The sequence below is a fragment of the Rhizobium sp. Leaf371 genome (assembly GCF_001424045.1).
Lineage (GTDB): Bacteria > Pseudomonadota > Alphaproteobacteria > Rhizobiales > Rhizobiaceae > Ferranicluibacter.
In genome coordinates this window covers 149902-161484 of record NZ_LMQB01000026.1, presented here as the reverse complement: position 1 = coordinate 161484, position 11583 = coordinate 149902, and the positions used below count along the sequence as shown (strand labels likewise).

Sequence of the window (11583 nt, the reverse complement as noted above, 5' to 3'; positions counted from 1 at the left end):
GAGCTGCGACGTCATGGCCGACCCGGAGATCACGCCTGCAGAGGCCGCCTCCCGCCAGCGCCTCGACAAGTGGCTCTTCTTCACGCGCCTGACGAAGTCCCCCTTCGATCGCCCAGAAGGCGATCGAAGGGGGGAAGGTTCGCGTCAACGATCATCGCGTCACCCAGCCTTCGCATGCTGTGAAGGCCGGCGATGTAGTGATGTTGTCGCTCGACCGTCGCGATGTCACGGTGCGCATGCGCAGCGGCGGCAGCCGGCGCGGCCCCTATGAGGAAGCGCGACGGCTCTATGACGACCTGACGCCCGCGCCCGTTCCCGGAGAACGCCTGACGCCTTTCGAGCAGGCGACGCGGGAGCCGGGCAGTGGCCGGCCGACCAAGCGGGAGCGCCGCGAGATCGATCGGTTGCAGGACGGGTGGGACGGCGGCGGCGAGGAGTAAAATCCTCCTTTTCCCGGGCTCGGATTGGAACGCAAGAGCCTTGCAAAGGTTGGGCAAAGCCGTTACCTCACGCAACAACACCGGGAATGCCACCGGGCGCAATGCGCTGAGGCCCGACGATCCGGGCCCATGCTGCGGGTTCGGGCAAACCCTGGCTGCAGGCCGGCGCAAACAGCACCGGACCATGTGGTTCTTCTGACGATCGGGCCCTCGGGCCGAAAGCTGTGTGATCCTCGCTCACCCCAAGGCTTCCCAAGCGCCCGGGTTCGAGACGAGACCGACTGGAGTGAGAGCATGACCTACGTCGTCACCGACAATTGCATTCGCTGCAAGTACACCGACTGCGTCGAGGTGTGCCCGGTCGACTGCTTTTACGAAGGCGAGAATTTTCTGGTCATCCATCCGGACGAGTGCATCGATTGCGGCGTCTGCGAGCCGGAATGTCCGGCAGGCGCGATCAAGCCGGATACCGAGCCGGGCCTCGACATGTGGCTCAAGGTGAACGCCGATTTTTCGACGCAGTGGCCGAACATCACGATCAAGCGCGACGAAATGCCGGAAGCCAAGGAAATGGACGGGATTGAAGGGAAGTACGAAAAGTTCTTCTCGCCCAACCCGGGTCAGGGCGACTAAGGTCGCCTGGCCGCGCGCTCTGCAGCGCGTGATTCGATAGCGGTCTCCTTGAGGGAAACCGGCACGCCGTTTTTAACGACATGCGGCGAAGCTTGCCTGTGGCTTAAGCGAAACATTGATTTCGACAGATTTTTGTGGTAGGGTCCGGATACTGATCCACATCGTGGCACTTTTGCGTGCCCGAACCATCACGAAAGCAAATTCTCCTTCGCCACGGTTCATGTCTCCATGCAACGTCCGTTGCCTGTGTGTGATCTGTTTGCCGAAGCGTTTGAATTCGTTTGGGGAGTTTCAGTAAGGAGTGACCCGCAGGATGCCCGTCCATCCCGGGCCTGACTGACCCGACCCCGGCCCATGCCGGGAGCGTAACAGGGAGTTTTTGAAACGAATGACGACCCAGCAGAAAAAATCCTCCACGCGCCATGGCTTCAAAACCGGTGAATCGATTGTTTATCCGGCGCATGGTGTTGGACAAATCGTCGCTATCGAAGAGCAGGTTGTCGCCGGAATGTCTCTTGAATTGTTCGTGATCGATTTCGACAAGGACAAGATGCGCCTCAAGGTGCCGGTCGCCAAGGCCGTCAGCATCGGTATGCGCAAGCTTTCAGAGACGGATTTCGTCGAGCGTGCGTTGAAGGTCGTCCAGGGCAAGGCACGCGTGAAGCGGACCATGTGGTCGCGCCGTGCGCAGGAATATGATGCCAAGATCAATTCCGGCGACCTGATCGCCATCGCGGAAGTCGTTCGCGATCTGTACCGTGCCGAAAATCAGCCGGAACAGTCCTATTCCGAACGGCAGCTTTACGAAGCCGCTCTCGACCGCATGGCGCGCGAAATTGCCGCCGTCAACAAGATGTCCGGCACCGAGGCCGTGCGTCTGGTCGAGGCAAACCTTGCCAAGGGTCCCAAGCGCGGCAAGACCGTCGAGGAAGACGAAACTCAGGAAGAAGAAGCCGCATAATCGGTCCCGCTTCTCTCTGTTCAAAAACCCTGCCTTGAAAGAGGCGGGGTTTTTTTATGCCGTCCGGCAGGCACGGGATGCCGGGGTTGCGCGGATCAATGCCGCCGCCTTGCTCGATGACCATACCGCCTATCGCTGATAAGGGCCGATCGTGGCGCTGCAGGCGCTTCTCACGGAGATCAGGATACGTGCCGCGGGGTGCGTTCGGAGCGCACATGCGGGCCCCTGGGCCGCTGCGGTTTCAGGACCGGAACTTCAGGCCGGCACAAAAAAGCCCCGCCTTTGGTAAGACAGGGCTCCATGTTCAGGTCGGGCTCGAAGCTTTATGCGGCGCCGGCCGTACGGCTCTTTTCGAAACGCTTGCGGTCGTTCGGGTCGAGGTACATCTTGCGCAGGCGGATGGACTTCGGGGTCACTTCCATCAGCTCGTCGTCCTGGATCCAGGACAGCGCGCGGTCCAGCGTCATACGGATCGGCGGGGTCAGCTTCACGGCTTCGTCCTTGCCGGCGGCGCGGATGTTGGTCAGCTGCTTGCCCTTCAGCACGTTGACCTCGAGGTCGTTGTCGCGCGAGTGAATGCCGATGATCATGCCGGCATAGACCTTCTCGCCGGGCTCGATGATCATCGGGCCGCGATCTTCCAGGTTGAACATGGCATAGGCCACGGCCTCACCCGAGCCATTGGCAAGCAGAACGCCGTTGACGCGGCCGCCGATGGAGCCCTTGAAGGGCTGGTAGTCGTGGAAAAGGCGGTTCATGATCGCCGTGCCGCGCGTGTCGGTCAGAAGTTCCGACTGGTAGCCGATGAGGCCGCGTGTCGGTGCGTAGAAGCGCAGGCGCAGGCGGTTGCCGCCCGAGGGACGCAGCTCGACCATTTCGGCCTTGCGCTCGGACATCTTCTGCACGACGACGCCGGAGTGTTCTTCATCGACGTCGATGACGACTTCCTCGATCGGCTCCAGCAGCGTGCCGTCCTCGTCCTTGTGCATGACGACGCGGGGACGCGACACGGCAAGCTCGAAGCCTTCGCGGCGCATGGTTTCGATGAGAACGGCGAGCTGCAATTCGCCGCGGCCGGACACGTAGAACGAATCCTTGCCTTCGGCTTCCTCGATCTTCAGTGCGACGTTGCCTTCAGCTTCCTTCAGCAGGCGGTCGCGGATAACGCGGCTCGTGACCTTGTCGCCTTCGGTGCCGGCAAGCGGGCTGTCGTTGACGATGAAGGACATGGTGACGGTCGGCGGATCGATCGGCTGCGCCTTCATCGGCTCGGTAACCGAGGGGTCGCAGAACGTGTCGGCGACGGTGCCCTTGGAAAGGCCGGCGATCGCGACGATGTCACCTGCCTGCGCTTCTTCGATGGCCGTGCGCTCGATGCCGCGGAAGGCGAGGATCTTGGAGATGCGGCCGGTTTCCACCAGCTTGCCGTCCTGGCCCAGAACCTTGACGGCCTGGTTCGCCTTGATCGTGCCGGATGCGATGCGGCCGGTGATGATGCGGCCGAGGAAGGGGTTGGCTTCCAGAATCGTGCCGATCAGACGGAAGGGGCCTTCTTCGACGGTCGGCTCGGGAACGTGCTTCAGCACGAGATCGAGAAGCGGTGCGAGACCCTCGTCCTTCGGACCTTCCGGGTTGACGTTCATCCAGCCATCGCGGCCCGAACCGTAGAGGATCGGGAAGTCGAGCTGCTCGTCGGTGGCGTCGAGGTTTGCAAAGAGGTCGAACACCTCGTTGATGACTTCCTCGTGGCGGCCGTCCGGACGGTCGATCTTGTTGATCGCGACGATCGGGCGAAGGCCGACCTTCAGCGCCTTGGAAACCACGAACTTGGTCTGCGGCATCGGGCCTTCCGAGCTGTCGACCAGAACGATCGCGCCATCCACCATCGACAGGATACGTTCGACTTCACCGCCGAAGTCGGCGTGACCGGGGGTGTCGACGATGTTGATGCGGACGCCCTTCCACTCGATCGAGGTCGCCTTGGCAAGAATGGTGATGCCGCGTTCCTTTTCGAGGTCGTTCGAGTCCATCATGCGCTCGACGGTGCGCTGATTTTCGCGGAACGAGCCCGACTGCTTCAGGAGCTCGTCGACAAGGGTCGTTTTCCCATGGTCGACGTGTGCGATGATCGCGATATTGCGCATATTCATGATTTGGGTATCCGGGGGCTCGGGGCGTGTCTTGGGAACGCCGCAACTTCATTGTCCGGGCTCTTACATGTTTTTTTGCAAATGCGAAAGAGGGTGCCCGGCGCTCGCTTCGATGAGCGCCGGTTCGGGCCTTTCTCAGGCGTCGCTGCCGGCCAGCGCCTCGGTAACGCCAAGACCCTTCTTGCGCAGCATGGCGTCCGGGCTCGGCAGCTTGCCGCGGAAGGCGGTATAGGTGACTTCGGGGTCGATCGATCCGCCGACGGAATAGATATGGTCGCGCAGCCGCTTTGCCATGGCGGGATCGAACGGATTTCCGGTTTCCTCGAAGGCCGAGAAGGCATCCGCGTCCAGCACCTCCGACCACATGTAGGAATAGTAGCCGGCCGAATAGCCGTCGCCGGCGAAGATGTGCTGGAAGTGCGGCGAGCGGTGCCGCATGGTGATCGACTGCGGCATGCCCAGGCGCTGCAGCACGGCCGCCTCGAATGCGGCGGGATCATCGACGCTCCCGGCCGTGTGATAGGCCATATCGACCAGGGCCGAGGCGGTGAACTCGACCGTGTTGAAGCCGGCATTGAAAGTGCGCGCGGCCATCACCTTGTCGAACAGCGCCTGCGGCATCGGTTCGCCGGTCGCCTCATGCACGGCGTAGCGTTTCAGGATATCGGGCACCGTCAGCCAGTGCTCGTAGAGCTGGGAGGGAAGCTCGACGAAGTCGCGGGAGACGCTTGTCCCGGAGACGGAGGGATAGGTCACATTCGAGAGCATGCCATGCAGGCCGTGGCCGAACTCGTGGAAGAGCGTGCGGGCGTCGTCGAGGGACAGCAGCGCCGCCTTGCCGTCGGCCGGCTTGGCGAAGTTGCAGACATTGTAGACGATCGGCAGTTCGCCCTGTGCGCCATTGGGCAAAGGCAGGCGGTGCTGCGACTGGAAGGCGCTCATCCAGGCGCCGGAGCGTTTCGACGACCGGGCGAAGTAATCGCCGAGGAAGAGCGCGACGAGCGTGCCGTCCGCATTGCGGATGTCGAAGACGCGAACATCCGGGTGATAGCCCCGCACGCCGGTCTTTTCCGTGGCGGTAATGCCGAACAGCCGGTTTGCGACATCGAAGCAGGCGTCGATGATGCGATCGAGCTGCAGATAGGGCTTCAGTTCGCTTTCGGAGAAGTCAAACCGCTCGGCGCGGAGCTTTTCGGCATAATGCCGCCAGTCCCAGGGCATGACGGGATGGTTGCGCCCCTCGCGAGCGATGAGCGCTGCAAGATCCGCCTCCTCCCGGCGCGCCTGGGCAACGGCCTTTTCCCACACGGCGCTCAAGAGGCCGTTCACGGCGTCCGGTGTCTTTGCCATGGTGTTGTCGAGCTTCAGCGCGGCATAGCTCTCGTAGCCCAGCAGTTTCGCCTTTTCGGCGCGCAGGGCGAGCGTCTCCCGGATGACGGCGCCATTGTCCGTCGCGCCGCCGTTCTCGCCGCGGGACGACCAGGCGCGAAAGGCCTTCTCGCGAAGATCGCGATTGTCGGAGAAGGTCAGGAACGGCTCGACGATCGAGCGGGAAAGAGTGACGGCATACCCGCCCTCTTCGCCGCCCTCCCGGGCGGCCGCGGCCATCGCGTCGCGCAGGAAGCCGGGAAGGCCGGCGAGATCCGCCTCATCGGTCAGGATCAGCGACCAGCCTTTTTCGTCGGCGAGCACGTTCTGCCCGAATGCGGCCCCGAGACCCGCAAGCCGTTCGTTGATCGCGGCAAGGCGCTCCTGCTCGGGCTTGGCAAGCTGCGCACCGGATTTGACGAAGCCTTTCCAGTGACGCTCCAGCACGCGCGATTGTTCCAGAGACAGGCCCAACGTTTCGCGCTGGTTCCACAGCGCATCGATCCGGGCGAAGAGGACGGCATCCATGCCGATCTTCGAGTAGTGGCGCGACATCTTCGGGGCGATCTCGCGCTCCAGCGACTGGATCGTCTCGTTGGTATGGGCACCGGCACGGTTCCAGAAAAGCGCCGACACGCGGGACAGGCGATCGCCTGCGATCTCGAGGGCCGTGATGGTGTTTTCGAAGGTCGGCATATCCGGATGATGGGCGATGCCGGCGATCTCCGTTTCGTGCTCGGCAAGGGCCGCATCGAAGGCCGGTGCAAAATCGGTGTCTGCGACCGCTTCGAAGTTCGGCAGCCCGCTCGGACCAGTCCATTCTGTCAAGGCGGGGTTCAGATCGGGCGTGGCCATCGTCAAAATCCTTCGGGAAACGGTCTGTGGTCGTAAAATATCCGGGTTCGGCGAGTCATACTCGGTGGCGAAAGAGGTAGCACTGCGGCAGGGCGTTGTGCAAAGACCGGCTCAGGGGATCCCGGTTGCCTCCCTGCTTCGGAAATGATAAGAAAAGCTTATTGCATTTATTCTGAAACAGGAATGGGTCTAGTGCGTTATGCAGCGGCGATCCTCGCCTGTCATCCCCGACGTGGCGGCGCATCACGGAGACCTCATGACCGTCCGACTGGAAGCCGATACTGTCGGCATGCTTCTCACCGATGTTTCCCGGCTGCTGCGTAGCGCCTTCGACCGGCGGATCAATGCCGCCAATCTCGGCGTGACCCCCGGCGAAGCGCGCGCCCTCATCCAGGTGGCGGTAAACCAGCGCATCAAGCAGGCCGATATCGCCATCCGCATGGGCATCGAGCCGATGACGCTCTCAACCTATCTCGATCGACTGGAGGCGCTGGGCTTCGTCGAGCGGATCCCCGATCCGTCGGACAGGCGCGCGAAAAACGTGGTCGCAACACCAGCGGCCGACGGCGTGTTGCTCGACATCCGGACGCATGTCCGCGCGCTGATGGACGAGGTCACCGCCGGGCACGATGCCGCGGAGCTCGAGATCCTGCGGTGCAGCCTCAAGGTGATGCGCGACAATCTGCACGACCTCGACCGCAATCCGACGCCGTCCGCCGCACCGGGAGCGACGCCGGGCGGAGAGGCCGATCCGGCCAATGCCGTGCAGCCGGCCGATCGATCGCGTCCATGAAAGGTGCGGCACGCGGACGCATGAGCGAGCGTCGCACCAGCATGCTCGGCGCGCTGCTTGCCACGCTCGGGCCGATTTCCATGTCGATCTATACGCCGGCCATGCCGCAGCTGGTGAGCGCCTTTTCCAGCACGGAGTCGATGATCAAGCTGACATTGACCGTCTATTTCGCCGGTTTCTCGCTGGCGCAACTTGTGTCCGGCCCGTTTTCCGATGCTTTCGGGAGGCGGACCGCCACCTTGCTCTTTGTCGGCATCAATGCGGTCGGTGGTCTTATCTGCGTCCTCTCGCCGGATGTGAGCTGGCTGCTCGCCGGGCGCCTGGTGCAAGGCATCGGTGCCTCTGTCGGCATCACGGTCGCGCGGGCGGTCGTGCGGGATCAGTTCACGGGCGCGGAGGCGTCGCGGATCATGAACCTGATCGGGATCATGCTGGCCATCGGCCCGGCCATGGCGCCGGCGATCGGCGGGCTTTTGCTGGTCGGCTTCGGATGGCACGCGATCTTCCTGACGCTGATCGGGTTTTCGCTGACGATCATCCTCTCCGTGTTCCTTTTCATGCGGGAAACGGGACGGCCGGATTCGGCCCTCGCGAAACCAAGGCGGGTTGCCGCCTGCTATCTGGAGGTGCTTGGCGATATCCGGTTTCTCGCGGCCACGGGAGTGCTGGGCGGGTCGATCGGTTCGCTCTATGCGCAGGCGACCATGCTGCCGTTCATCCTGATCGACCGGGTCGGGCTGTCGCCCACGGCCTTCGGGCTTGGCATGCTCATGCAGTCGGGGTTCTATTTTCTCGGATCGGTCTGCCTGCGGTTGACCTCGGCGCGGCTCGGCGGCGAGCGGTCTGTGCAGCTGGGGCTGGCGATGCTCGGCTCAGGCGGCATGCTGATCGCGCTCTCGACGCATCTCCTTCCGCCGACCTATCTCTCGGTCATGGCGCCGGTTGCTTTCTCAAGCTTCGGCATCGCCTTCCTGACGCCGCATATGACGACGGCGGCGCTCCAGTCGTTCCCGCATATCGCGGGATCTGCCTCCGCCATGCTGGGCTTTATCCAGATGGCCAGCGGGTTTCTCGGAGGCTTGGCGGCAGCGCTCGTCGGCGCGCCGTTGATCGCGTTCGGCACGATCATTCCGCTGATGTGCCTCCTCGCCGTTGTGTCCTATCTGGCCTTCGTGCGCCTGACGCAGGCCGCCGTGGCGACCTGATGCGCTTGGCAGGAGCGGCCGGTTTCCCGACCGCGCCGGCCTGTTCGCTTACCGGTTGCGGTTGCGGGCGGCGAGGGTGCGCAGGCGCAATGCGTTCAGCTTGATGAAGCCGGCCGCGTCCTTCTGGTCGTAGGCGCCCTGGTCGTCCTCGAAGGTGACCAGTTTGTCGGAGTAGAGCGACTTTTCGCTCGTCCGGCCGATGACCATGACATTGCCCTTGTAGAGCTTCAGCGTCACTTCGCCTTCCACATGCTCCTGGCTCTTGTCGATCAGGGCCTGCAGCATGTCGCGCTCGGGCGAGAACCAGAAGCCGTAATAGATCAGCTCGGCGTAGCGCGGCATGATCTCGTCCTTGAGGTGGGCGGCACCCCGGTCGAGCGTGATGCTTTCGATGGCGCGGTGGGCGGTCAAGAGGATGGTGCCGCCGGGCGTTTCGTAGATGCCGCGCGACTTCATGCCGACGAAGCGATTTTCCACGAGGTCGAGACGGCCGATGCCATTGTCGCGGCCAAGGGCGTTCAACGCCGTAAGGATGGACGCGGGGCTCATTTCCTTGCCGTCGATCGAGACGGCGTCGCCCTTGCGGAAGCCGATCGTGACGGTGGTTGCCACATCCGGCGCCTCTTCGGGCGAGATGGTGCGCATATAGACGTAGTTGGGCGCTTCCTGAGCCGGGTCTTCCAGAACCTTGCCTTCGGACGAGGAGTGCAACAGGTTGGCATCGACCGAGAAGGGCGCTTCGCCCTTCTTGTCCTTGGCGACGGGGATCTGGTGCTTTTCGGCGAACTCCAGCAGATCGGTGCGGCTCTTGAAGGCCCAGTCGCGCCAGGGGGCGATGATCTTGATGTCGGGGTTGAGCGCATAGGCGGAAAGCTCGAAGCGGACCTGGTCGTTGCCCTTGCCGGTCGCGCCATGCGCGATCGCGTCTGCACCGGTTTCCCGGGCGATGTCGATCAGGTGCTTGGAGATCAGCGGGCGGGCGATCGAGGTGCCGAGCAGATAGACGCCTTCGTAGACGGCGTTGGCGCGGAACATCGGGAAGACGAAATCGCGCACAAACTCCTCGCGGACATCCTTGATGAAGATGTCCTTGATGCCCATCATCTCGGCCTTCTTGCGCGCCGGCTCCAGCTCCTCGCCCTGGCCGAGATCGGCGGTGAAGGTCACGACCTCCGCGCCGAGTTCCGTCTGCAGCCATTTGAGGATGATGGATGTGTCGAGCCCGCCCGAGTAAGCGAGCACGACCTTCTTGACGTCTTTGGGAAGTGCCATGGTGATCCGTTCCGTCTGAGGTAAAGCGAGTAAAGGGGGTGAACGGCGGCAGAATACGCCGTGTCTCTTCGAAATGGCGGAACTCTTACTGCATATCGCCGAAATCCGAAATCCCGCCTCGGGAGAAAATCGCGGCGTCGCTCAAGGCCTTTCAGGCGAGATCGAGGCCCATCTGCCAGAAGTCGGCCTCCAGCCGGGTCGCCTTGCCGAAGATCCCGGAGAGGCGCGAGACGGCGTCGTCGTCGAGGTTCGCAAGCCTGCGATCGAGCCAGTCGATCTCGCTTCGCACGAGCGCCTGATAGTCCGGGCTCGCATACATCTCGATCCAGGCCGTGTAGGGATTGCCGTCCGTTTTCAGGAAGGGCTGACCCTCAAGCCAGAGCGCAATCTCGCCGTAGCCGATGATGCAGGGTGCAAGCGCCACGTGCAGGTCGAGCAGGTCGCCGTCAAGGCCCGTTTCAAGGACGTAATCGGTATAGGCAAGGGTCGCCGGCGATGGCGGCACATCGGCAAGCGCCTTTTCCGCAATGCCCCATTCGGCGCAATAGCCGACATGCAGACCGATCTCGACCTCCACGATGGCCCTCAGGCTCTCCAATCCCTGTCGGATCTCATCGAGATCCCGGCTCTTGTAGACCGCAAGGCCCCAGGCGCGGGCGAACTGGACGAGGAAGAGATAGTCCTGTTTCAGATAATGGCGGAAGGCGTCTTCGGGCAGCGTTCCGTCTCCGAGCCGGCAAACGAAATCATGTTCGCGATAGGCCCGCCATTCCGCAGCGTGCCGACGTTTCAGCGTTTCGAAGGAGGATGTCATTCAGGTGCCCTCTGCGAAGATGGGGAGGTTCTTGCCTTGCCAGGAAATAGCTGCAAAAGCTGGGAAAGCACAGAACCCATCCGCGAGACGATGTCATGGACTTCATTCCCAGCCTGCCGATCCTGCTCGCCTTTGCCGCTGCAAGTCTTCTGCTTGCGATCACGCCCGGTCCCGACATGACGCTCTGGATCAGCCGGGCGCTGAGCCAGGGACGCGCGGCGGCGTTCCAGGTCAGTCTGGGGACCAATCTCGGGTGCCTGGTCCACACCTTCCTCGTCGCCTTCGGCGTCTCGGCGCTCGTCACCGCCTCTCCTACCGCCTTCTTCGTGCTGAAGACCGGTGGTGCGGCCTACCTGCTTTATATTGCCGTTCAGGCGATCCGTTATGGATCGAGTCTTTCGGTGAAGCGCACCGAGGCGCCCAAGGCATCGGCCATGGCGAACATCCTGTCCGGCCTGTCGGTCAATCTGCTCAATCCCAAGGTCATCATCTTCTTCATGACCTTCCTGCCGCAATTCGTCACGGCGGAAGATCCGAACCTTCGAACGAAGCTGATCGTGCTCGGGTTGATCCTGATTGCCGTGTCGCTGCCGATCAACATCGCGGTCGTGCTGACGGCGGACAAGCTTTCGGGATGGCTCCAGGCACGTCCGAGCGTCATGCGCGCGATCGACTACGTGTTTGCAGGGGTCTTTTCGCTGTTTGCGGTGAAGATCGTGCTAACGCAGGCGCGGTGAGCGGACGTCAGTGCGAGTGCTTCTTGGCAAGCTCTCGCTTCTGGTCGCGACGCGTTATCGCGAGCATGACAAGCCCGAAGCCGATGGCTGCCGTCGGGGTGATCAGAAAGGTCATGAACTGTGCGATGGTCATGCGATCAATCCCTTCAAAACACGTCTTGCCAATAAATGTAGTATGATCGAGGTGGAAACACAAACGACGCTCGTCAGGCTTGACGAGATCGTGATGGTTTGAAGGCCGCTGCCGAAGCCGGCAGCGACAGGTGCAAATCCACCGATAGCGAAAATCGAAATTGCGGCACCGTTGAAATAGGTCGCCGTCAGCTTCGTTCGCTCGTTGTGGATCAGGCTCATC

Annotated in this window: 11 protein-coding genes and 1 pseudogene; 6 read left to right on the top strand and 6 right to left on the bottom strand. The window is 62.5% G+C overall.

Annotation, left to right across the window (positions count from 1 at the left end; translation table 11 throughout):
- Positions 1-13 precede the first annotated feature (13 nt).
- The 3 genes and pseudogenes from ASG39_RS18035 to ASG39_RS18025 all read left to right on the top strand — a co-directional run bounded on the left by ASG39_RS18035 (position 14) and on the right by ASG39_RS18025 (position 2034).
- A pseudogene (locus tag ASG39_RS18035) lies at positions 14-440 on the top strand (RNA-binding S4 domain-containing protein).
- Positions 441-734: 294 nt separating this feature from the next.
- Positions 735-1073: a ferredoxin FdxA gene (gene fdxA / locus ASG39_RS18030; protein WP_062596353.1), complete on the top strand. Its 339-nt coding sequence runs from the start codon at positions 735-737 to the stop codon at positions 1071-1073.
- 388 nt (positions 1074-1461) lie between these two features.
- The gene (locus ASG39_RS18025; protein WP_062596352.1) at positions 1462-2034 is read left to right on the top strand and encodes a CarD family transcriptional regulator; all 573 of its coding nucleotides are present in this window, start codon (positions 1462-1464) and stop codon (positions 2032-2034) included.
- Between the two features lie 323 nt (positions 2035-2357).
- Here ASG39_RS18025 and typA read toward each other — a convergent pair whose 3' ends face one another.
- Complete coding sequence (gene typA, locus ASG39_RS18020) at positions 2358-4184, bottom strand: translational GTPase TypA (RefSeq protein ID WP_062596351.1); 1827 nt, start codon at positions 4182-4184, stop codon at positions 2358-2360.
- A gap of 135 nt (positions 4185-4319) precedes the next feature.
- The gene (locus tag ASG39_RS18015) at positions 4320-6407 is read right to left on the bottom strand and encodes a M3 family metallopeptidase (protein ID WP_062596350.1); all 2088 of its coding nucleotides are present in this window, start codon (positions 6405-6407) and stop codon (positions 4320-4322) included.
- Positions 6408-6663: 256 nt separating this feature from the next.
- On the opposite strand from ASG39_RS18015, the gene ASG39_RS18010 reads away from it, so the two are divergent.
- Together ASG39_RS18010 and ASG39_RS18005 are read left to right on the top strand one after the other, a co-directional pair.
- Positions 6664-7200: a MarR family transcriptional regulator gene (locus tag ASG39_RS18010; protein WP_082477344.1), complete on the top strand. Its 537-nt coding sequence runs from the start codon at positions 6664-6666 to the stop codon at positions 7198-7200.
- A gap of 20 nt (positions 7201-7220) precedes the next feature.
- Entirely contained in the window at positions 7221-8405 is a 1185-nt protein-coding gene (locus tag ASG39_RS18005) for a multidrug effflux MFS transporter (protein WP_062596349.1), read from the top strand.
- 48 nt (positions 8406-8453) lie between these two features.
- On the opposite strand, the gene ASG39_RS18000 is transcribed toward ASG39_RS18005, so the two are convergent.
- Positions 8454-9677 (bottom strand): argininosuccinate synthase, encoded by a 1224-nt coding sequence (locus ASG39_RS18000; protein ID WP_062596348.1) that lies wholly within the window; start codon positions 9675-9677, stop codon positions 8454-8456.
- A gap of 151 nt (positions 9678-9828) precedes the next feature.
- Complete coding sequence (tenA, locus tag ASG39_RS17995) at positions 9829-10491, bottom strand: thiaminase II (protein ID WP_062596347.1); 663 nt, start codon at positions 10489-10491, stop codon at positions 9829-9831.
- A 95-nt stretch (positions 10492-10586) separates the two neighbouring features.
- On the opposite strand from tenA, the gene ASG39_RS17990 reads away from it, so the two are divergent.
- A complete protein-coding gene (locus tag ASG39_RS17990; protein ID WP_062596346.1) occupies positions 10587-11228 on the top strand; it encodes a LysE family translocator in 642 nt (213 codons plus the stop codon).
- Between the two features lie 7 nt (positions 11229-11235).
- Here the strand turns inward: ASG39_RS17990 and ASG39_RS24720 are convergent, their stop codons facing one another.
- Together ASG39_RS24720 and ASG39_RS17985 are read right to left on the bottom strand one after the other, a co-directional pair.
- Positions 11236-11361 carry a hypothetical protein gene (locus ASG39_RS24720; RefSeq protein ID WP_277995975.1) on the bottom strand — a complete coding sequence of 42 codons (126 nt, stop codon included), beginning with the start codon at positions 11359-11361 and terminating at the stop codon, positions 11236-11238.
- Positions 11358-11582 carry an amino acid transporter gene (locus ASG39_RS17985; RefSeq protein ID WP_244481265.1) on the bottom strand — a complete coding sequence of 75 codons (225 nt, stop codon included), beginning with the start codon at positions 11580-11582 and terminating at the stop codon, positions 11358-11360. Before ASG39_RS17985 ends, ASG39_RS24720 begins: the two co-directional genes overlap by 4 nt.
- Position 11583 lies beyond the last annotated feature (1 nt).